Source organism: Hwanghaeella sp. LZ110, from assembly GCF_048892525.1.
Lineage (GTDB): Bacteria > Pseudomonadota > Alphaproteobacteria > UBA8366 > Aestuariispiraceae > Pacificispira.
This window is the reverse complement of sequence record NZ_JBLZHT010000002.1, coordinates 513,513-534,682: the sequence shown is the minus strand read 5'-3', so window position 1 is coordinate 534,682 and position 21,170 is coordinate 513,513. Positions and strand designations below refer to the sequence as shown.

19 protein-coding genes and 1 tRNA gene are annotated in these 21,170 nt (G+C 56.8%); 3 read left to right on the top strand and 17 right to left on the bottom strand.

Annotated elements, in window-relative coordinates:
• Positions 1–201 precede the first annotated feature (201 nt).
• The 4 genes from dapB to ACOSDM_RS06240 all read right to left on the bottom strand — a co-directional run bounded on the left by dapB (position 202) and on the right by ACOSDM_RS06240 (position 5,375).
• Complete coding sequence (gene dapB / locus ACOSDM_RS06255) at positions 202–1,002, bottom strand: 4-hydroxy-tetrahydrodipicolinate reductase (protein WP_420723644.1); 801 nt, start codon at positions 1,000–1,002, stop codon at positions 202–204.
• Between the two features lie 97 nt (positions 1,003–1,099).
• Positions 1,100–2,245 carry a molecular chaperone DnaJ gene (dnaJ, locus tag ACOSDM_RS06250; protein WP_420723632.1) on the bottom strand — a complete coding sequence of 382 codons (1,146 nt, stop codon included), beginning with the start codon at positions 2,243–2,245 and terminating at the stop codon, positions 1,100–1,102.
• Between the two features lie 67 nt (positions 2,246–2,312).
• Complete coding sequence (gene dnaK, locus ACOSDM_RS06245) at positions 2,313–4,235, bottom strand: molecular chaperone DnaK (protein ID WP_420723631.1); 1,923 nt, start codon at positions 4,233–4,235, stop codon at positions 2,313–2,315.
• Between the two features lie 195 nt (positions 4,236–4,430).
• Positions 4,431–5,375, bottom strand: a complete 945-nt coding sequence (locus ACOSDM_RS06240) for a LysR family transcriptional regulator (protein ID WP_420723630.1) — start codon at positions 5,373–5,375, stop codon at positions 4,431–4,433.
• Positions 5,376–5,516: 141 nt separating this feature from the next.
• Here ACOSDM_RS06240 and ACOSDM_RS06235 point away from each other — a divergent pair, with 141 nt between their 5' ends.
• Positions 5,517–5,699, top strand: a complete 183-nt coding sequence (locus tag ACOSDM_RS06235; protein ID WP_420723629.1) for a hypothetical protein — start codon at positions 5,517–5,519, stop codon at positions 5,697–5,699.
• Positions 5,700–5,715: 16 nt separating this feature from the next.
• On the opposite strand, the gene ACOSDM_RS06230 is transcribed toward ACOSDM_RS06235, so the two are convergent.
• From ACOSDM_RS06230 to ACOSDM_RS06175, 12 genes are all read right to left on the bottom strand, one after another.
• Entirely contained in the window at positions 5,716–6,594 is an 879-nt protein-coding gene (locus ACOSDM_RS06230; RefSeq protein WP_420723628.1) for a 50S ribosomal protein L11 methyltransferase, read from the bottom strand.
• A 25-nt stretch (positions 6,595–6,619) separates the two neighbouring features.
• Complete coding sequence (locus ACOSDM_RS06225; RefSeq protein ID WP_420723627.1) at positions 6,620–7,744, bottom strand: isochorismatase family protein; 1,125 nt, start codon at positions 7,742–7,744, stop codon at positions 6,620–6,622.
• Positions 7,745–7,815: 71 nt separating this feature from the next.
• Positions 7,816–8,451, bottom strand: coding sequence for a regulatory protein RecX (locus tag ACOSDM_RS06220; protein ID WP_420723626.1), 636 nt, complete (start codon positions 8,449–8,451; stop codon positions 7,816–7,818).
• A 140-nt stretch (positions 8,452–8,591) separates the two neighbouring features.
• Positions 8,592–9,059 carry a PTS IIA-like nitrogen regulatory protein PtsN gene (ptsN, locus tag ACOSDM_RS06215; RefSeq protein ID WP_420723625.1) on the bottom strand — a complete coding sequence of 156 codons (468 nt, stop codon included), beginning with the start codon at positions 9,057–9,059 and terminating at the stop codon, positions 8,592–8,594.
• 314 nt (positions 9,060–9,373) lie between these two features.
• Positions 9,374–9,949, bottom strand: a complete 576-nt coding sequence (gene hpf / locus ACOSDM_RS06210) for a ribosome hibernation-promoting factor, HPF/YfiA family (protein WP_420723624.1) — start codon at positions 9,947–9,949, stop codon at positions 9,374–9,376.
• A gap of 298 nt (positions 9,950–10,247) precedes the next feature.
• Positions 10,248–11,768: an RNA polymerase factor sigma-54 gene (gene rpoN / locus ACOSDM_RS06205; protein ID WP_420723623.1), complete on the bottom strand. Its 1,521-nt coding sequence runs from the start codon at positions 11,766–11,768 to the stop codon at positions 10,248–10,250.
• Between the two features lie 20 nt (positions 11,769–11,788).
• The gene (lptB, locus tag ACOSDM_RS06200) at positions 11,789–12,571 is read right to left on the bottom strand and encodes an LPS export ABC transporter ATP-binding protein (RefSeq protein WP_420723643.1); all 783 of its coding nucleotides are present in this window, start codon (positions 12,569–12,571) and stop codon (positions 11,789–11,791) included.
• 1,030 nt (positions 12,572–13,601) lie between these two features.
• Positions 13,602–14,411, bottom strand: a complete 810-nt coding sequence (locus tag ACOSDM_RS06195) for an LptA/OstA family protein (protein ID WP_420723622.1) — start codon at positions 14,409–14,411, stop codon at positions 13,602–13,604.
• A gap of 33 nt (positions 14,412–14,444) precedes the next feature.
• Positions 14,445–15,128, bottom strand: a complete 684-nt coding sequence (gene lptC, locus ACOSDM_RS06190) for an LPS export ABC transporter periplasmic protein LptC (RefSeq protein WP_420723621.1) — start codon at positions 15,126–15,128, stop codon at positions 14,445–14,447.
• A 46-nt stretch (positions 15,129–15,174) separates the two neighbouring features.
• The gene (locus tag ACOSDM_RS06185; RefSeq protein ID WP_420723620.1) at positions 15,175–16,224 is read right to left on the bottom strand and encodes a KpsF/GutQ family sugar-phosphate isomerase; all 1,050 of its coding nucleotides are present in this window, start codon (positions 16,222–16,224) and stop codon (positions 15,175–15,177) included.
• A gap of 78 nt (positions 16,225–16,302) precedes the next feature.
• On the bottom strand, positions 16,303–16,917 hold the full coding sequence (locus tag ACOSDM_RS06180) for a ribonuclease D (RefSeq protein ID WP_420723619.1): 615 nt from the start codon (positions 16,915–16,917) through the stop codon (positions 16,303–16,305).
• 270 nt (positions 16,918–17,187) lie between these two features.
• Positions 17,188–17,274, bottom strand: a tRNA-Leu gene (locus tag ACOSDM_RS06175).
• A 284-nt stretch (positions 17,275–17,558) separates the two neighbouring features.
• Here ACOSDM_RS06175 and ACOSDM_RS06170 point away from each other — a divergent pair.
• On the top strand, positions 17,559–18,509 hold the full coding sequence (locus tag ACOSDM_RS06170; protein WP_420723618.1) for a complex I NDUFA9 subunit family protein: 951 nt from the start codon (positions 17,559–17,561) through the stop codon (positions 18,507–18,509).
• Between the two features lie 6 nt (positions 18,510–18,515).
• On the opposite strand, the gene ACOSDM_RS06165 is transcribed toward ACOSDM_RS06170, so the two are convergent.
• Complete coding sequence (locus ACOSDM_RS06165; protein ID WP_420723617.1) at positions 18,516–19,322, bottom strand: undecaprenyl-diphosphate phosphatase; 807 nt, start codon at positions 19,320–19,322, stop codon at positions 18,516–18,518.
• 403 nt (positions 19,323–19,725) lie between these two features.
• On the opposite strand from ACOSDM_RS06165, the gene ACOSDM_RS06160 reads away from it, so the two are divergent.
• A complete protein-coding gene (locus ACOSDM_RS06160) occupies positions 19,726–21,168 on the top strand; it encodes an NAD(P)-dependent oxidoreductase (protein WP_420723616.1) in 1,443 nt (480 codons plus the stop codon).
• Positions 21,169–21,170: the final 2 nt, after the last annotated feature.

The following is a 21,170-nucleotide window of genomic DNA, read 5'->3' as shown; positions in this document are numbered from 1 at the left end:
CCTCCCCCCCCCCCCCCCCCCGCGGGGGGGGGGGGGGGGGGGGGGGGGGGTGCTCTCTCCTCCGCAATCCAGTCTGATGCAGGCGAAGGCCTTGCGGCCTTGTCACCCCCACCCCAACCCTCCCCCCTCAAGGGGGAGGGAGCAAACAAAGGCATCCTCTCCCCTCAAGGGGGACTGCGAAACAGACACTACAAATTTAGATCAATCCAACCCCAGGACATCCCGCATGGAATACAAACCATAGGGCTGGCTGTGGGCCCAGCGGGCAGCGCGCAGGGCACCGGCGGCGAAGACCCGGCGGCTGGAGGCTTTGTGGCCGATCTCGATACGCTCGCCCTCTCCAGCAAACATCACCGTATGGTCACCGACAACATCGCCACCGCGCAGGGTGGCATAGCCAATCGTCCCTTCTTCCCGTGCACCAGTATGACCCTGGCGGGCATAAATGGCGGCGGCATCATGATCCACGCCACGCCCTTTGGCAGCGGCCTTCCCCAGGCCCAGCGCAGTCCCGGAGGGCGCATCCACCTTGTGGCGATGGTGCATTTCCAGAACCTCGATATCATAATCCGGCCCCAGAACAGCGGCGACCTTTTCCGTCAATGCCATCAGCAAGGTCACCCCAACAGACATATTGGGGGCATAGACCACGGCGGAATGCCGCGACGCCAATTCCAAAGCCGCTTCATCTTCCTTTGAAAGCCCGGTCGTGCCGACAATATGGGCGGCATTGGCCTGGGCGCAAAGGCGGGTATGCTCTACCGTCGCAGCGGGCGTCGTGAAATCAATCACGGCATGGGCGCGGGCGATCACCGGGGCAGGATCATCCTCGATCACAACGCCCAAGGCCTTGATCCCGGCAAGACTGCCAGCGTCTTCACCGATATGGGGGGAGCCTTCACGGTCCGTCGCCCCGATGACATGACAGCCCTCGGTCGCGGTCACTTCGCGCACCAGCATCTGCCCCATGCGACCCCCGGCCCCCATGATCGCAATGTTCAGAATCCCGTCAGACATTCCAGAACCTCCCATTCCCAATAAAACCGGCTCCCTTTAGACGGAAATCCAGCCGATTGGTCAAGGGCGCACGCAGTTGGTATTATTCCGTCAGATCATCCCAGAATTCTTTGACCTTGGTGAAGAAACCGTCGGTTTCGGGGCTGGTATTTTTTCCTTTGCCCTCGTCGCGGAATTCTTTCAGCAGTTCTTTCTGCCGTCGGGTCAGGTTCATCGGGGTTTCGACTGCCAGTTCGATATACATATCGCCGCGATTCTGGGTGTGCAGGACCGGCATGCCCTTGCCGCGCAGGCGGAAGCGCTGGGCGGTTTGTGTGCCTTCCGGCACCTTCACCTTGGCGCGGCCCCCTTCGATGGTGGGGACTTCAATTTCCCCGCCCAGGGCAGCGTCGGCCATGCTGATCGGCACACGGCAGAACAGGTTCTCACCTTCCCGCTGAAACAATTTATGGGGTTTGATTGACAGGAAGATGTACAAATCCCCCGGTGGCGCGCCACGCAGGCCTGCCTCCCCTTCACCGGTCAGGCGAATGCGGGTGCCTTCCTCAACCCCTTTCGGGATGTTGACGCTAAGCGACTTGTCCTTGTGCATGCGCCCGGAGCCAGAGCATTTCCGGCAGGGCTTATCAATAACCTGGCCTTGCCCCTGACAGGTCGGGCAGGTCCGTTCGATGGTAAAGAAGCCCTGGCTGGCGCGCACCTTGCCATCGCCGCCACAGGTGCCACACGTGACAGGCTTGGCCCCATCTTCTGCGCCATTGCCGTCACAGACATCACAGGTGACAGCCGTTGGAACCTTGATTTCAACCGTGCGGCCCTTGAAGGCATCTTCCAGAGCAATTTCCAGGTTAAAGCGCTGATCCGCACCGCGCGACGCGCGCTGGCCGCCACGACCGCGACCACCGCCACCGCCCATGAAATCGCCAAACATTTCTTCGAATATGTCGGTAAAACCGCCAAAGCCAGCCCCAGCCTGACCACCGCGACCGCCCATTCCGCCCTGTTCAAAGGCTTCATGGCCAAAGCGATCATAGGCCGCGCGCTTTTGTTCGTCTTTGAGGACCTCATAGGCCTCTCCGACTTCCTTGAACTTCGCTTCCGCTGCTGCATCACCGGGATTGCGATCCGGGTGATACTGCATAGCGAGCTTGCGATAGGCCTTCTTCAGCTCGTCCGCGGACGCGCCTTTCTGGACCCCAAGCGTTTGATAAAAATCAGCCTTAGACATAACCCTCTCCCCGTATAGGGTGAGGCCCCGCCGCGATCAAGCGACGGGGCCTTTTCCCGTGTGATGGTTAGGATTTGTCTTTCTTGTCGTCGTCGACTTCTTCGAAGTCGGCGTCAACGACGGTTTCTTCCTGGCTACCGGCAGAAGGCCCATCAGAGCCCATATCCCCGTCGCCGCCTTCAGCCTGGGCCGCCTTATACATGGCTTCCCCCAGCTTCATGGATGCCTGTGCAACGGCGTCAGTCTTGGCCTTGATGTCTTCGACATCATCGCCGTCCTTGGCTTCCTTCAAGGCCGCAATCGCATCTTCGATCGCCTGCTTTTCATCCCCGGACAGGGCGTCGCCATGATCGGCCAGAGCCTTTTCCGTGGTGTGAATTGCGCTGTCTGCGGCATTGCGCACTTCAACCAGGGCGCGGCGTTGCTTGTCACTGTCAGCGTTGGTTTCGGCATCCTTCACCATCTGCTCGATCTCATCATCTGAGAGACCGCCAGAGGCCTGGATGCGGATCTGCTGTTCCTTGCCCGTGCCCTTGTCTTTCGCAGACACGTTGACGATGCCATTGGCGTCGATATCAAACGTGACTTCGATCTGGGGCATGCCACGCGGTGAGGGCGGAATACCGACCAGGTCGAACTGACCCAACAGCTTGTTATCCGCCGCCATTTCCCGTTCACCCTGGAAGACGCGGATCGTCACGGCAGACTGATTGTCTTCCGCCGTGGAGAAGACCTGCGATTTCTTGGTCGGGATCGTCGTGTTGCGGTCTATCAAACGGGTAAACACACCGCCCAGGGTTTCGATACCCAGCGACAGCGGGGTTACATCCAGCAACAGCACGTCTTTCACGTCGCCCTGCAGAACGCCTGCCTGAATCGCCGCGCCGATGGCAACCACTTCATCCGGGTTCACGCCGCGATGCGGGTCTTTGCCGAAGATTTCCTTAACCGTTTCGATCACCTTGGGCATGCGGGTCATACCGCCGACCAGGATGACTTCATCGATCTCAGAGGCTTTCAGCCCGGCATCTTTCAACGCGGCCTTACATGGGCCAACGGTGCGCTTGACCAGATCGCCAACCAGGCTTTCCAGCTTGGAGCGGCTGATCTTGATGTTCAGGTGCTTCGGACCAGAAGCGTCCGCCGTGATAAAGGGCAGGTTCACATCGGTCTGTGTGGACGAAGACAATTCAATCTTCGCTTTCTCTGCGGCTTCCTTCAAACGCTGCAGCGCCAGCTTGTCGGTGCGCAGGTCGATGCCTTGCTCTTTTTTGAACTCATCCGCCAGATAGTCGATGATGGATTGGTCAAAGTCTTCCCCACCCAGGAACGTATCCCCGTTGGTGGATTTCACTTCGAACACGCCATCGCCGATCTCCAGCACGGAAACGTCAAAGGTCCCACCGCCCAAGTCATAGACAGCGATTGTTCCAGAGCCCTTCTTCTCCAGGCCATAGGCCAGGGCAGCGGCAGTCGGCTCGTTGATGATGCGCAGCACGTCAAGACCGGCAATCTTACCGGCATCCTTGGTGGCCTGGCGCTGGCTGTCATTAAAGTAAGCCGGGACGGTAATCACCGCCTGATCAACGGTTTCGCCAAGATAGCTCTCAGCGGTTTCCTTCATTTTCTGCAAAATCATCGCAGAGATTTGCGACGGAGCGTATTTTTCGCCACGCACTTCAACCCAGGCATCGCCGCCATCGGCTTTGATGATCTTGAAGGGGGCGTTCTTGATGTCTTTTTTGACTTCTGCATCGCTGAAGCGGCGCCCGATCAGACGTTTGATCGCATACAGCGTGCTTTCCGGGTTGGTCACAGCCTGGCGCTTAGCAGCCGGGCCGACCAGACGTTCGCCGTCTTCGGTGAACGCGACCATAGACGGCGTCGTGCGCGCGCCTTCGGCATTTTCAATAACCTTTGCATTGGACCCTTCCATCACTGCGACGCAGGAATTTGTGGTGCCCAAGTCAATACCAATTACTTTACCCATTGTTTACCTCCAGTGTTAAGCGGACATCACCAAGCCTGATTCCAGCGCTTCCTAGATGCCCCTTCAGAAATGTGATCGGATCGCCTTTAATTGTGACGCCGTGGTTAAGACTTCAAGGGGGTATATAGGGACACCGACCCGGTGCTGCAACCGCCAGAAATTGCAGATACGCCCCCCTGAAATAGATTTCGGGGGCTAATCCGGCTTTGCGACGGCACCAAAGGACTCTGCCCCATCCCATTCCCAGGGCGGCGGATCGCCATAGCTTTCCGCCATGTGATCGACAAAGGCCCGGACTTTTGGCGACAGATTCCGCCGATCCGAGTAAACCGCCAGAATATCAGATCCTTCATCGGCGTGATCCGGTAACACCCGCACCAGTCGTCCAGCGCGCAAATCCGGTCCGATCAGATAGGTTGAAAGACGCGAAATGCCGATCCCGGCCAGCGTCGCGTGATAGACGGCATCGGCGCTGTTTGCTTCAAAATTTCCCTTCACCCGATAGATCTTCGGGCCCGTAGGTGTGGTGAACTGCCAGTCATTCCATCGTGCAACCGTTGACAAGGTCAGGCAGTTATGAGCCGCCAGATCATCGGGAGTTTCAGGAATGCCATGCGCGGCGATATAGTCTGGCGCAGCACAGAAAACCCGGCGATTGGGGGCCAGCTTGCGCACCACCAGCGTGTCATCGTCAATCTGCTCTGTAAATCGAATGGCAACGTCGACCTGCTCTGCGACAAAATCAATCGGGCGGTCAGACAGTTCCAGCGCCACCCGCACATCCGGGTTTTTTTCCAGAAAGAGCGGCAGCAAAGGGAGTAGCTGCATTTTGCCGAATGCCACCGTGGATGCGACCCGTAATGTCCCCTGCGGATGGCTGCCCAGGGACACGATAGCCGCTTCTGCATCGGCAACTTTGGTCGATATCTCGACACAGCGGTCGTAAAAGACTTTTCCTTCTTCAGTCAAAGACATGCGCCGCGTGGATCGGTTCAGCAGGCGCACCCCCAGGCGGTCTTCCAACTGGCTGATCTGTTTGCTGATGGCAGAGGGGGTCAGGCCCTGACGACGTGCGGTCGCAGAAAACCCGCCATCTTCGACGACTTTAGCGAATAACAACATCTGCGGGGCGATATCCATCTATTTGTTCCTACAATGCACAAGGGATTTGAGGCATACCCAACTTCACAAGGTGCTTTCTTTGTACCATCTTATTGTGCAGTGCAATATGAAAATTGTGCATTGCAATACAAACCGCAACTCTCTGAGGAGCACCAAATTATGAGCACGCCAAACCCTGACTTAGACTACGAACCGATTGATTATGACGAAGTAATGCGCATGGCCCACGAAGGCCGCCGACTGCAAAGCATCGCCCTTCGGGACATGATCGTACGGGGCTTTAAAAGCCTGATGCATGTTCTGCACATTGACAATGCCCTGTCCGCCAAAGCCAGTCGTTAAAGGTTGGAGCTTGGGCTTACCGGCCCAGCAATAAGGCGGACCAGCCGTCCCGCCGCTGTTTGGCGCGCAGGCTGAAGCCTTGCATACGATACGCGCCCAGGACCATCGCTTCCTGCTGAACCAGCAGGCCTGACAGAATGATCAGTCCACCCGGTGCTGTCGCGCGGATGATGTCGCGCGACAGCAACATCAGGGGGCGCGCCAGAATATTGGCGACAATCAGGTCATAGGGGCCGCCCTGGCGGATGACCGGATGCCCTAGACCATTGGCCGTGGTCAGGCGCAAATGGGGCGGCAGGATACCATTGATCTGACCGTTTTCCCGCGCCACACGCACCGCTTCTGGATCAATGTCACTGCCGACGACGCGGGCCTGATGAAGCGTTTTACACAACGCCATCGCCAGTATCGCCGTTCCACAGCCCAAATCCAGGGCGCGACCGGGGCGGATTCCCATGCGCAGCAGATAATCAATCATCACCAGACAGCCCCATGTTGTGGCATGGGTTCCTGTGCCAAAGGCAGTCCCGGCATTCACGACCAGGGGAACCGACCCGGCAGGAATGGGGTCTTCATGAAATTCCTGATGCACAAAAAACCGCCCGGCACGGATCGGCTGGAAGCTTTTTTGATTTTCGGCAACCCAATCGATATCGGGTAAGGGCGCAACAATGGGATCTGGATTTGTAATACCAGCCTGTTGCGCTGCCGAAATCAGTCGGGGCTCCAAATCTGCCATGGGCGGCAGGCCATCGGTATAGAATTCCAGCGACCACTTGGGGCCGCCTTCCCATTCAAAGGCGGCGGTTCCCAAGGCATAGTCTTCCACCGCTTCCTGAAAGGGGAAAACCGAAGCCTCATCGGGCAGGATCAAAATCGTTTTGTATATTGGCATAGCGTCTCCATAGCCCCGCAACAGCCTATCGGCAAGTGCTCTGGCGTGTCCGACGCTCCAATTTCAAAACATCCCGCCATTGTCCGGCCAATGGCCCATAAGGCATGATGCCTGCCCCTCTTTGGCGCCCCATACACCGAAACCCATGGGCGGCATGCAGGATCAGGCTTGCCTTGTTTTCCGGGAAAATACCAGCGGTCAGACTCCACAGCCCCGCCGCGTCGCTGGCAGACACCAGGGCCGCCATCAGCGCATGACCAACCCCCTGCCCACGGGCCTTTTCCGCGATATAGATCGATACTTCGCAAATGCCCCGATAAATCGGCCGGACAGAGGTGGGGGAAAGCACGGCAAACCCCTGAATGTCACCATCGCCAGACTGCGCCACCAGCCGAGGATGCGGCAGTTTCCCAGCAGAGAACCCCGCCCAATCCCCAGGATGGTCCTGAAATGTCGCGTGGCCTGTCGCGATGCCCTGGGCGTATAAATCCAGCACCTTTGCTCCATCTGCGTCTTCCATTGGGCGAATTTTCCCGGCAAAGGGGCGATGGGGCAAGGGCCCCGCCAGGTCCTTCAAATCACAGACATTGCCGAACAAATCACCCTCGCTGGCGATCAGATCCAGGGCGCGATCATGATCGTCCATTTCCAGCGCCGCACAGCAATCCGCGACAGTCAGGCATTCATACCCCAAATCCACTGCCGCCCGCAGGGTCGATTGCACGCAACAGGACGTGGTAACGCCACACAGTAACAGATGGGTGATCCCCCGACTGTTCAGATAGGCGTGCAGATCGGTGCTATAAAAGGCGCTGAATCCCGGCTTATCGATGACGGTTTCTGTCGGTTCAGGCTGAAGATCGGCAATGAAATCATGACCCGGCTGACCCCGGATCAGAAACCGCCCCAGTGGTCCATCTGAAATTGCCCCCGGGCTCTTCATCCCATACCGGACGCGTTTCGCCGGGTGCATATCAGACAGGTCGGGCGCATAGCCTTCCCGTGTATGTATCAGGCACAGGCCTTGTGCCCTGGCCCAGTCACTCAGCCTGCGGATACGCGGTACGATGGCGCGCAACAACGCCGGATCATCGCCTAACGCCGCACACATACCGTCCGGATCGATAAAATCCCGCTGCATATCGATCACCAGAAGCGCGGTACGACCGGCTGGCAGGCTGAATTCTTGATTGCCGCGGCACGAAATTCGCAGATCTGGGGTCAGTTTTGGGGCTCCTCAACGCTGGTATCCAGCTCATCCTCAAGCTGCTGTGGTGTTTCCGCCCCTATGACATGGCGCGCAATATCATATCCAAAGCCCTGACGCCCCAAGGCGGCAAGATCTTTTTCGCGGGCTTCTTCCCGGCCATCCCGCCGCCAGGGTCCAAGCCGGCGCCGTCTGGCATATTGAACCGCCGCGCGCAGATCCAGATCAGGACCGACCTCTTCCCGCAAGGCCTCCAGGGCGACCCCAACGGTATCCCCGTCCACGCCTTTTACCGACAGGGTCTGTTGGATTGCCCTGGTGGATTTACCCTGCCGATGCAAACTGGCGGATCGTCCCAGGGCATAAGCCGTATCATCCAGCAGACCGGACGATTGATAGCGCTGGATCAAATCATCCACCGAATCCGCCAAGGCCTGACTGTCAGTGCCATGCAATTGCGCAGATCGAAGAACACGGCGCATCAGCACCCGACGAAGATTCTCCGCACTGGACGCATAGCGTTCCAGATAATGTAAGGCGATTTTTCCCAGGCGTTCCGGCGTAACCGGTTTTGGGCCGGATTGTTTTCCACCCGCGCTTTTTCGATCTTTTGCGGCTGTGTTGCGCGCTATACTGTTTTTCTCATCCATAGCGAAAGCCTATCAGAGAATCTGCAAGATCCCCAAGGATCAGATAATCAAAGATCGGTAGCCTATTATAGCAAAACCCCCGAACAACCCTATCAGGCTCATCCGGGGGTCAAACTGAAGACCAAATCTGTTACAGATGATTACGCCGCGTGGCTGGTGGCCGATGGTTCTGTTAACAGTCCATACAGCGCATCGGACCGGTCCGAACCCCGCAGTTTTTCACAAATGTCCCGATCCCGCAGCAAACGCGACACCCGGGCCAGCGCCTTCAGGTGATCCGCACCCGCTTCAATCGGGGCCAGCAGGGCAAAGATGATATCAACCGGCTGGTCATCAATTGCATCGAAATCAATGGATTTCGCCAGACGCGCAAAGATCCCGACCGGATGTTCGATCCCCTGCAACTTGCCGTGCGGGATGGCAATTCCATGCCCTACGCCTGTCGTGCCCAAACGCTCCCGCTCCAGGAGGGTGTCAAAAATCGCCCGCTCATCCAGGCCCGTTATGGAAGCCGCCCGGCGCGCAATTTCTTGTAAGGCTTGTTTCTTTGACGTGACGTTCAGTTTTTCAATCACTGCATCGGCAGACAAAAGATCACACAATTCCATGACAGTTCGCTCTGTTTCGTTTGTTTGACCACACGACCAACTGCACAAAATAGCGCAACCGCCATGTGGGTCCATGATTGCCAGGGGTTTTAAGCACCCAACTTGCCAATTAAAAGCCCTTTTACGTCAAAACCTGTTCAATTTGCCACCCAACCGGCGCCAAACAGCAGGATTCACGTACCCAAAACAAGCACCAGACTGATTACACACCAAACTGACTACACGCCAAGCGGGTTATTCTCCAGACAAACTTGTCACCAGCCTTGCCATGCACCAGCCTTGCCATGCACCAGACTGACCATGCGCCGGACTGGCTACGCACCCGACTGGGGATCGACCCAGCCAATATTCCCATCCGGCCGGACATAGACCATATTGATCCGCCCATTCTTCGTATTTCGGAACATATACGCTGAATGGCTGGCCAAATCCATCCGCATTGTTGCTTCCCCAACGGTCATACTTTCGACCTCTGTTGGCATTTCCGCAACGATGATTGGTTCATCCTGCTCGTTCGATTCATCCTCTTTCGGCTCTGGTTCTGCCTGCAACACATATTGCAGCGCGGGCAAGGCATCTGCCGTGCTGAGGCGCCCTTTGTGATCGCGCAAACGACGTTTGTACCGGCGCAATCGTTTGGTTACGTGTTCGGTTGCTTCTTCCAATGCCCCATATGCGTCATTTCCGGCACCATGGGCATGCACCAAAACGCGCTTGGACACATGGACCTGGATATCGGCGGCAAACCGTCCGCCATCCTTGGAAATGGTGACGGTCGCATCCGTCGTGTTGTCAAAATACTTCCCAATCGCATCGGGCAGCGTGGTGTCGATATGCGTGCGCAGCGCATCGCCAATATCAACCTGTTTACCTTTGATGGAGAGTTGCATAGTGGGTCCGTTACCCTTTCACGGTTCTGATCGCGCCGTATAACCGGCGACTGATTTTGACGGCCCGCGTATCGAAGAGACCCGATACTGACTGGGCCATCCTTTGATTGAGAATGCTACTGCGAAATCACATCGCCCTGCATCTTATTTTTTTCATATTATGCATTTGGTTTGGCAGATGCCGCTTTACAACGGGCATCCAATAACGAGAAATCAGAAAATTGAAATTTTATGTTGAGGCCCTTATTGCGGAGCCAAAAACAGAACAATCTGTTGATTTAATTTAATAAATTATAACTTACAAACTGGCACGCTTCTGTCGTCTACGTTGTACTGAAGATGCAATTTTCATCGCCTCACGGTATTTTGCTACCGTTCTTCGGGCAATATCAATTCCATCAGCATTCAGCAGTTCCACCAGCCGATCATCTGATAAAACGGCGTTTGGTAGCTCTGCATCGATCAAAGTCCGTATCCGGTGCCGCACGGTTTCCGCAGAATGCGTATCACCCGTCGTGCCCGCAATCGCGGTGGTAAAGAAATATTTCAGCTCAAACAAGCCACGTGGGGTCGACATATACTTGTTGGAGGTAACCCGACTGACCGTTGATTCGTGCATCTCAATGGCTTCTGCAATATCGCGCAGAATCAGGGGCTTCAAATGGCCCACGCCATGATGCAGAAAGGCGGATTGCTGACGGACTATTTCCGTTGAAACTTTAAGGATCGTGGTGGCGCGCTGTTGCAGACTTTTTACCAACCAATTGGCCGTGTGGAATCGCTCGGCAACAAAATCACGGGCTTCCTTGTCGCGGGTCCCCTTCGCGACACGGGCATAATAACGCTCGTTGACCAGGACTTTCGGCAGGGAATCCTGGTTAAGCTCTATCGTCCAATCCCCATCGGGCGCGACCTTGACGATGACATCAGGGATCACCGTCTGCGATGGCTCAAAACCATATTCTGCCGCCGGTCGCGGGTTCAGGGACCGAATTTCCGCAACCATATCGGTCAGATCTTCTGAATCGACGCCACAGATTTTCAACAGTTTCGATACTTCCTGCCGTGCCAGAAGGTCCAGATTGTCCAACAGCGCCGCCATGGCAGGATCATAGCGGTTCTGATCTTCCAATTGCAGCCGCAGACATTCCTTTAGATCCCGCGCGAAAATGCCGGGCGGATCAAAGCGCTGCATTTGCAGCAGAACCGCTTCGACTTCTGTGGCATCACATCCCAGGCGCTGGGCGACATCTTCCAAATCATCTGTGAATCGCCCATTTTCATCCAGTGAATCAACAAGATATCGCCCGATCAGGCGTTCCCGTGGGGATCCAAGATCAACCTGGATCTGCTCTTCCAAATGCTCCGTCAGGGTACGACCGCGGCTGAGCGTCGCTTCCAGGTCAGGCAGGTCTTCATCTGCCCCCCGTCTGGAAAAATCAGTGCCGCCACTGGATGCGGTATAGGCCCCGCCTGGCTCAACACCAGGCCCCGCGATCTCGCCATCATAATTGTTGGAATAATCTGTATCCAGCGGGCTTTCAGCCCCAGCGCCAGGCATCGCGTCGGGGGATAGCAGATCGGCGCTATCCGTGCGCGACACATCGCCCTGCGCGACATCCTCCTGCGGCCCGCCTTCTTCACGCCCGGCGGAAAGCCCTTCGTCGCGCTCCAGCATCGGGTTTTGTTCCAACTCGGTCTCGACATAGGCAGCCAGATCCATGCTGGAAAGCTGCAACAGCTTGATCGCCTGTTGCAATTGCGGCGTCATCACCAGACTTTGGCTCTGCCGCAGGTCCAAACGTTGGGTTATCGACATTCCCCGCCCCCACAGCCCCGCTACAAGGAGAAGCGGTCCCCGAGGTAAACCCGCCGCACCTCCTGATTTGCGACGATTTCATCGGGGGTCCCCTCCATCAAGACACTGCCATCGTGCAGAATGTATGCGCGGTCCACGATATCCAGCGTTTCACGGACATTGTGATCGGTGATCAGAACCCCGATCCCCCGATCCTTCAAATGACTGACCAATTGTCGGATGTCGCGCACGGCAATCGGATCAATCCCGGCCAGCGGTTCATCCAACAGAACGAAATTCGGCTGACTGGCCAGCGCGCGGGCGATTTCCAACCGGCGGCGCTCCCCCCCGGACAAGGCAATCGCCGGTGTCCGCCGCAAGTGGCTGATCGAAAACTCCGCCATCAGCGCATCCAATGTCGCATCGCGTTTTTCGCGATTCTTTTCGATCAGCTCCAATACCGCCATGATATTCTGTTCCACCGTCAATCCGCGAAAAATCGAAGATTCCTGTGGCAGATACCCGATTCCCAATCGTGACCGGCGATACATCGGCAATTCAGTGATATCCGCGCCATCCAGCATGATCTGCCCATAATCAGCGGCGATCAGCCCAGTGACGATGTAAAAGCACGTTGTCTTCCCCGCGCCATTGGGTCCCAACAGACCGACCGCCTCCCCCCGCTGCACCCGCAGGGAGACATCCCGCAAAACCGGGCGTTTCTTGAACTGTTTGCCCAAGGATGTGACGACCAGCCCTTCATTCTTCGTGATCAGTACCGGTTTCGTGGGCCGGGGCCGGGCGGCCTCACGCTCCAGCGACACTACGGCAGATTTAGGGGCGTCCCCATCCACCCGAGCCTGAACCGGGGGAACAGTATCGCGCCGGTCCGTATCCAGGCGACGCTCTGCTGGTTTAGGCGTTTCCGTGCGTCCTGCTGCCGGATCCTCCCTAAGACGGGGGCGGGGCGGCTCCGGCAGGTCGCTGAAATCGATCGGCTTGCGGCCTTCTGTCTTCGAATCCGGCCTGATAGATGCGTCCGGCTTTGAGGAAGCCGATGCGTCGACCTGCTTTTGCTGAACGGGCGGAACGGATGTCTCTTTCCCTTCCGCAGGCGATGTCCTTTGCGGCGGCACAGAGGTATCTGAGGAAACCGGGCGGCGCAAAACAGGGGTTGCCTGAACCCGAATAACCGGGGGCTCCGGTGATTTGAGTGAGATCGCCTGGGGTCTTACCTCCTGGGGTCTTACCTCCTGGGGTCTTGCAGAATCCGAGGGAGCCTGTTCCCGAGCCGGCGTCTGTGCCGGGGGGGCTTTTGCATCCGGGGTCTTTGCGGGCGCGGAGCTCAGCACGCGGTGCGGCACATCTTCCCGTGACGGCAAAGGAGGCGGCTCAGTCGGGCGCAGAGGCGGCACAGATGTCGGGCGGCGAAGCGGCGGTGGCTGGCGACCAAAATTTGCGCCAACGCCAGGACGCGTGGCCGACAGATCCGATCCGTCTGCTGGACCCAAACGCGGCTGACGCAATTGCGGTTCCGGGCGATGCTCGCCAGGGTCCCGCACCTGACTGGAACTCACATGCGGCGCAAATCTGGGAAACCGGTCTTTACGATCACCCTCGCGCTGCGTTGAGCCTTCACCCTCGCCGGCTGTGTTTTCATCATCTTCGCGATCGGCCATACGGAAATCCCGCGCCTTTCTGTTCCGCCCTATTTCGCGCATTCTGAGCGCTATTGAAGGAGTCTAAACGCATTCTTGCGATTCGCCAAGTCATGACAACGAATTTGGCACTGGAATTGCATAATTACTGCCATGAAGCGATTGGCACAGACCGTTTAATGGGTGCGGATACGCCCTATTGAGTCTGCAAAATCAATCCCTTAACCTTATCTCCTGCAGATTTACCCTGCAATGTGCTGCGCCCGGTCAGCATGTTTACCACCGCGCATTCGCCATTCAATTGGTTCGATCCGCGGGTTATTTTGACTTTTCCACAAATTGTCGCCTTTTCCTCTGGCACATTATACACGCCTTCCTTCCCGGTCACGATATCGGTCGGGGTAGAGATATGAACGCCACTGGTGGCGTCAATTCGCGTCACGCGGGAGGACTGCCCTTCCTCCCCCGGTTCGATAAAGGCGGTCAACACACCAGCCTTCAAGCGCCGCTCGTTCTGGATAGCCAAAGCATTGCCGCGGGCCACGATAATCCGCTTTTCCTCCCAATATTCCATGCTTTCCTCCGCGGTGATCGTGCCGCGATCGGTGACGACCTGCAGATCCTTGCCGACAAGTACCGCAACCTTTTTATCCAGGTGATAAACCGCCTTATCGCCGAATGCTTCTGATCCATCCGACTTGATAATCACATTCCCTTCCGCATCCAGACGGAAAATAACCTGGCGACCGTCCTCTTCCCGATAATAGGCAACCAGCGTGTCGGCAATGACGGTAACCGTGCCCCGCTTTGCTGTCGCATTGCCATAGGCGCGATATTGTTGAAGATCGCGCAGCCATTCGATGCCGTTATCCGCCTCGATCTCAATCGCGCCGTCCTGACTGCCCGAAATCAGCCCCTCTTGCGCCCAACCAAAGCCCGGTGAAAAAAGCAGAATGCCTGCCGCCAGCAACAGGGCGTAAAAAATTGGGTTTGTGCGGATTGCCATCAGGTCGCCTGTCTTCGTCGGGTTCATCGTATATTAATCGGTATCATAGATTATCACACGGGCCTTGCCGGTCAGTTGAACCTGTTCGCCACGGTTCATCAACTGAAAGCCTTCCGCTTCCAGATATCCGAAAGGGCCTTGTCCCTGAACAGGATCAAAACCAAACGCATTGCCCTGCAGCAGATCAAAGGTGGCACTCTCAGAATGAAACTCGTATCCCAGATCATGAAACAAATTGACCTTGCTAAACAATTCCAGCACCTGCGTCTCACGGTTCAGCGTCCCGGTTTCTGCCGTCACCAGGGCCCAACTGCCATCGCTCAGATTGATGTCGGCGCGCGGCTCTGTAAAATCAACCATGATGGCGTCCACATTGGCCTGTTGTACCGATTTCGCCGTCACCGTATAGCGCTGTCCATCCTCACTGATCCCAGCATAGCGGGCCTGACTGACCTCCATATGCTCGGTAATCAACTGACCGGCACCAGTCAGGGAGTCGGTGATGCGATGGCCTTCCTGCTTCAGATAGGGCCAGGCGACAACCAGGGCAATCAAGGCCACCGCCACCGTTGGCAGCAACACTTTCAGCCAGCCTACCATACGGCCATAAGACTGGTTCAGCGTGCGACGGCCAATCGAAACAGGAATACTGGCCCCGCGAATCGGCGGTGCACTGGGCGGTGGGGTTGTCCCGGCATTGCTGTCAGCGCTCGCCATAGCGCTCGCATCCTTTTCCAATTCGATCAGTCCTGCAGGGTCGGGGTCAGGCGACACCGGCGCGCAAAAAGTCATGAATATGCACGATCCCAACCGGCTTTTGCGCCTCGTCCACCACGAACATCGCGGTGATTTTGCGATCATTCATGATATTCAGCGCCTCAGCGGCGATCATCGTTGATGTGATCATGATTGGCCCCGCCGTCATCACCTTCGTCACCAACTGCTCTGCCAGATTGTTCGACATGTGGCGGCGCAAATCGCCATCGGTCACGATGCCGATCAACCCCCCTGCATCGTCCACAACACCGGTGCAGCCAAAATGTTTTGACGTGATGGTCAGGACGACCTCATCCATGCGGGCCTGTTGTTGGACCAGGGGAATATTCTCGCCGCGATGCATAAGGTCTGCGACCTTCAGCAATTGCCGGCCCAATTTGCCACCGGGATGCAATACGCGAAAATCATTGGCGGTAAAGCCCTTGCGCGCCATCAAGGATACCGCCAGGGCATCGCCCATCGCCAGGGTCATCGTGGTCGATGTGGTCGGGGCCAGCCCGATCTCTCCTGCTTCAGGATGCTGGGGCAAAATCAGGGCGACATTTGCTGCCTCCGCCAGTGTGGACCCAGCGCGACCGGTGATGCCGATCATGGGGATCTGGAATCGTTTCACATGGCCGATCAGATCGCTCAACTCGTGGGTTTCGCCGGAATTGCTGATGGCGATAACCGCATCCCGCTCTGTGATCATGCCCAAATCGCCATGGCTGGCCTCGCCCGGATGCACGAACTGCGCTGGCGTTCCGGTCGACGCGAAGGTAGCGGCAATCTTGCGCCCGATATGGCCACTTTTCCCCATGCCGCTGACAATGATGCGCCCGGCGCGGTCGCCAACAGCGGTCACCCCCATCAATATATCCAACGCCGAAATAAAGGCGCCGTTCAACTCCTCGGCCATATCGCTCAAGGCGGCGGCTTCGGCACGCAAGACCGCGCGACCCGTCGCCAGATCAGAGGCCGCCTGATCCGGGCTTGCCTGGGCATCCGACCTTAGGGCCTGTATAGCGTTTTGCATCGAGGTTACACCGGCTGTCATGATTACACGTCACTCTTCCTATGCTGACCCTTAGTAGGCCTCATTGCCTCAAGCCAGCCATAATTTGGGCTCGCGCGGTCAGGAATGCGCGAAAATATCTGTTTCGGCCCAACCCATCAGGTCTAATTTGGCCCGCACGGGCAGAAAATCAAAGCAGGCCTGCGCCAGTTCACTGCGCCCTTCACGAACGATCATGCCATCCAGCACCTCTTTGATCTGGTGCAGATACAGCACATCCGATGCGGCATAGGCCAATTGTGCATCACTGAGATCCGGCGCAGCCCAGTCCGAACTTTGCTGCTGCTTGGACATATCGATACCCAACAGCTCTTTCGCAAGGGTGGAGAGGGAATGACGGTCCGTGTAAGTCCGCACCAGTTTCGACGCAATCTTGGTGCAATAGATCGGCCCCATCGTGACACCCAGCCATTGCTGACAGATTGCCACATCGAATCGGGCGAAATGAAGAATCTTCAGGACCGACCGGTCGGCCAGCAAGCGCTTCAAATTGGGGGCGTCATACGCGCCAGGTGCAAATTGCACCAGATGGCTGACCCCATCGCCGCCCGAAAGCTGGGCGACACAGAGCCGGTCCCGCAACGGATTTAACCCCTGAGTTTCCGTATCAATCGCCACAGAGGACCCAAAATCAAGATCCGCGGGCAAATCCCCTTGATGCAAATGAATGCTCACCCGATACACTCCTTAAATCATTGCCCCGGGCCAATGTCTTGGGCCTCTAAAGCGGCACCCCCAAAAGATCAAGTCCCGACTGGCCATCGAAAAACCACGCCCAATCAGGATCAATCTGCGCAAAACGCCGGATTCTAACAAGAATCGCAGTGTTACGTACAGCGTTTTGGCATGTTGGGACCAAATGACCCAAGGTTCATACCGATAGGGCAAAAATAGAGACCGCCCAGATCACAAAATGATCCGGCCAATATCTCTATTTTTAAGAAATGGTGCCCAGGAGAAGACTCGAACTTCCACGTCCTTTCGGACACAGGTACCTGAAACCTGCGCGTCTACCAATTCCGCCACCTGGGCATTTCCGATGGTGCGGGGCCGGAACATGTCCATTTGCGTGAGGCTTGTCAAGCGGATGATTTTCGGGGGTAAATTTATCTCTACAATCCGCGGAAAACATGGGTTTCCAGGGATCAGGGGTTGTCCTTCGCCAAGCGGCGGATTGCAAAAATATGACTTGGCCTGAATTTGTGTGCGACACGGGGTCCCGACACAGCGCTTTCGGAGCGCTTGGAACTGGCGCAGGCATTCGCTATAACACTGCTGACTCTGGTTTGGTGATTTCGTAAGGGGAGTATCTTCGCATGGTGGCCAAGGTTGTGACGGTTTTCGGCGGTTCCGGCTTTGTCGGGCGACAGGTGGTGCGCGAACTGGCGCGGATTGGCTGTCGCGTTCGCGTTGCTGTGCGCTTTCCAGACACCGCCAGTGACTTGAAACCCATGGGGGATGTCGGGCAAATCATCCCCATCGCCTGCAATATCCGTCAGGAGTCATCGGTGGCCAGGGCGCTGGATGGCGCGGATAGCGTTATCAATCTGGTGGGTATCTTGTACGAAAGCGGCACCCAGACCTTTGATGCCGTCCATCATCAAGGCGCCGCCCGCATTGCAAGGGTCGCCAAGGCGGCAGGGATTTCCAATTTCATTCAGATGTCTGCCCTGGGCGTGGCACCGGATTCGCCTGCGCAGTATGCGCGCAGCAAGGCGGCGGGAGAAGCGGCTGTCAGGGCAGAGATTCCGGAGGCCATCGTCGTGCGCCCCAGCGTCATTTTCGGCCCGGAAGATTCCTTCTTTAACCGATTTGCATCGATCATGCGCATCACACCCTTGCTGCCCTTAATCGGTGGGGGTGAACAGAAATTCCAGCCGGTTTATGTTGGGGATGTCGCCGACGCCATCGTCAAGGCCCTGACCGACAGCAGTGCGGCGGGGCGGACCTATGAACTGTGCGGGCCGACGGTCTATAGCTTCAAGGAATTGATGGAACTGGTCATGTCTGAAACGGGACGCCATGTCGGCCTGGTCCCGGTACCGTTTGAACTGGCCAGGATCAAGGCGTTTTTCCTGGAATTGCTGCCCGTGCCGCCGCTGACCCGCGATCAGGTGGAACTGCTGCGCAGCGACAATATCGCAACGGGCAACCTGCCGGGTCTCAAGGATTTGGGCATCGCCCCAACAGCGGCAGAGGTGATCCTGCCATCTTATCTGGACATTTATCGCAAGGGCGGGCGCTATAATCCCGCACAACCGGTCTGAACCGGATTACGCCGCGCCGCTGTAGACCCAATACAACAAACCAACGCCCATGATGATGCGGTAGATCACGAAGGGCGCAAAGCCTGACCGGCGCAGCCACGCCATCATTGCGTAAATCGATAGCAGTGCGGTGATGAAGGAGAATACGACGGCAATCACAATATCGCCGGTGAGCGCAAAACTGCCCGATTCATAGACATCCAGACCTGCAAGCAGCCCGGCCCCAAGGATAGTTGGGATGGAAATCAACATTGAAAAGCGGGCGGCGTCTTCCCGCTCCACACCCAGAAAACGGGCCGTGGTCATGGTGATACCCGACCGGCTGGTTCCCGGCAACAAAGCCAGAATCTGCGACAGGCCGATCACCAGGGACGTGACCCAGGATAAATGCTCCACCCGGCGAATCGTCATGCCGACCCGATCTGCAATGAACAATAAAATGCCAAAACCCAGTGTCGTCCACCCGATGAGCTCTACGGAGCGGAACACTGTTTCCACGTAGTCCTTCAGCAGAAATCCTGCGATAATGATGGGTATCGTCGCGACAATGACATTCAGTACCAATTTCGCAGGCGCCCCCCCGCGACCTGTTGCCACCCGCCCGACACCGACAAACATCTGCCAGACATCACGCCAGAAATACAGACACACAGCCGCCAGACTGCCAATATGCACCGCGACATCTATTTCCAACCCCTGATCCGGCCATCCCAGCACATGGCCCGTCAGAATAAGATGTCCTGAGGAACTGATTGGCAGGAATTCGGTAATTCCCTGAACAGCGGCGAGAACCAAAATATGGTGAAGAAGCACGGGAAACCCCCACAGGATTGATTAAAATGCTTATATCATTGGTCGCATTCGCTTGCATCCTTAACCTATCGCAAAATTAATACCGAAATGGTACTAAATTTTTAATGCCTCGTTACTCATCACCCTGATTTGGATGTTTTCAGACGATCAAAATTTAAAATAGGTCAATTTTATTGACTAAGTTTTGAAAAACTTCTGGTCTTTCCACGCAACAAGCGATATAGATTAGAGGCATATGAGGGTCAGGCCTGTCAGACTTTAATCCGCGACCCCGTCGCGACGACAGGGAACAAGGCCAAAATGCCGGGCCCGAATTTCGAAATTTTAACCATTAGCATCTGAGTTGACCCCGTATCGGTTAGTACGTCAGCGAAAGGTGTTGCGAGAGTGTGAGGACATACCCATGACCACCGGCCGGATGCTTCAATTTGTGGATCGCGCTCAGGCCAATCCCGACAAACGCGCGATTGACCAGCGCCGTGTAGATTTTGATGAGATTTATCAAGGATATAGCGATGATGCGGCGGCCGACCAATCCGGGCGCTGCAGCCAATGCGGCGTGCCCTTTTGTCAGATCCACTGCCCATTGCATAACAACATTCCCGACTGGTTGATGCTGACCGCGGAAGGCCGCCTGCAGGAAGCCTATGAAGTTTCCAGCGCGACAAATACCTTCCCGGAAGTCTGTGGCCGCATTTGCCCGCAAGACCGCCTGTGCGAGGGCAATTGTGTGATTGAACAATCCGGCCATGGCACGGTGACCATCGGGTCCATTGAGAAATACATCACTGATACTGCCTGGGAAAAAGGCTGGGTGACGCCTATTTCCCCCCGACAGGAACGCACGGAAAGTGTTGGGATCATCGGGTCCGGTCCTGGCGGGCTGGCGGCGGCGGAACAATTGCGGCGGCGCGGATATCAGGTCACGATCTATGACCGTTATGATCGGGTTGGTGGCCTGATGATTTATGGCATTCCGAATTTCAAGCTGGAAAAGGACATTGTACAGCGCCGCACGAAATGGCTGGAAGAGTCCGGCGTCCGCTTTACCCTGAATGTTGAGATTGGCCGCGACATCAGCTTCGCCGATTTACGGGCAAAGCATGATGCCGTCCTGGTCGCGACCGGCGTTTACAAGGCGCGCGATCTTAAGGCACCGGGCGTGGGCCAGAAGAACATTATTCCGGCAATGGATTTCCTGACCGCGTCAAACCGCAATGGCCTGGGCGATACTGTCGCTGAATTCGAGGATGGCACACTGAACGCGGCGGGCAAGAATATCGTTGTTATTGGGGGGGGCGATACCGCCATGGACTGTGTCCGTACCGCCATTCGCCAGGGCGCGAAATCCGTGAAATGCCTGTATCGCCGCGACCGCGCCAATATGCCGGGCTCTCAGCGGGAAGTAGCGAATGCGGAAGAAGAAGGGGTTGAATTCGTCTGGCTGTCCCAGCCAGAAGCCTTTACCGGCGACGATGCCGTGACCGGCGTTCGGGCACAGCAGATGCGCCTGGGTCAGCCCGATGCAACCGGTCGCCGCGCACCACAAGCGATTGAAGGGGCGGTCATGACCCATGACGCCGATATCGCAATCCTGGCGCTGGGCTTTGATCCGGAAGACCTGCCGACCCTGTGGGGGGAATCCGACCTGCCCGTTACCCGTTGGGGCACCGTGAAGATCGATCACAAGACAAAGATGACCGCGCTGGAGGGTGTTTTTGCCGCCGGCGACATCGTGCGCGGTGCCAGCCTGGTCGTCTGGGCCATTCGCGATGGCCGCGATGCCGCAGCCTCCATCCACGACTATATCCAAGCCCGCGCCGTCGCGCCGGTCGCTGCAGAATAAGG

Coding starts and splice junctions, on each gene's coding strand:
- dnaJ (WP_420723632.1), bottom strand. CDS start 2,245: ATGTCTAAGGCTGATTTTTATCAAACGCTTGGGGTCCAGAAAGGCGCG.
- dnaK (WP_420723631.1), bottom strand. CDS start 4,235: ATGGGTAAAGTAATTGGTATTGACTTGGGCACCACAAATTCCTGCGTC.
- ACOSDM_RS06240 (WP_420723630.1), bottom strand. CDS start 5,375: ATGGATATCGCCCCGCAGATGTTGTTATTCGCTAAAGTCGTCGAAGAT.
- ACOSDM_RS06235 (WP_420723629.1), top strand. CDS start 5,517: ATGAGCACGCCAAACCCTGACTTAGACTACGAACCGATTGATTATGAC.
- ACOSDM_RS06230 (WP_420723628.1), bottom strand. CDS start 6,594: ATGCCAATATACAAAACGATTTTGATCCTGCCCGATGAGGCTTCGGTT.
- ACOSDM_RS06220 (WP_420723626.1), bottom strand. CDS start 8,451: ATGGATGAGAAAAACAGTATAGCGCGCAACACAGCCGCAAAAGATCGA.
- ptsN (WP_420723625.1), bottom strand. CDS start 9,059: ATGGAATTGTGTGATCTTTTGTCTGCCGATGCAGTGATTGAAAAACTG.
- hpf (WP_420723624.1), bottom strand. CDS start 9,949: ATGCAACTCTCCATCAAAGGTAAACAGGTTGATATTGGCGATGCGCTG.
- rpoN (WP_420723623.1), bottom strand. CDS start 11,768: ATGTCGATAACCCAACGTTTGGACCTGCGGCAGAGCCAAAGTCTGGTG.
- ACOSDM_RS06195 (WP_420723622.1), bottom strand. CDS start 14,411: ATGGCAATCCGCACAAACCCAATTTTTTACGCCCTGTTGCTGGCGGCA.
- lptC (WP_420723621.1), bottom strand. CDS start 15,128: ATGGCGAGCGCTGACAGCAATGCCGGGACAACCCCACCGCCCAGTGCA.
- ACOSDM_RS06185 (WP_420723620.1), bottom strand. CDS start 16,224: ATGACAGCCGGTGTAACCTCGATGCAAAACGCTATACAGGCCCTAAGG.
- ACOSDM_RS06170 (WP_420723618.1), top strand. CDS start 17,559: ATGGTGGCCAAGGTTGTGACGGTTTTCGGCGGTTCCGGCTTTGTCGGG.
- ACOSDM_RS06160 (WP_420723616.1), top strand. CDS start 19,726: ATGACCACCGGCCGGATGCTTCAATTTGTGGATCGCGCTCAGGCCAAT.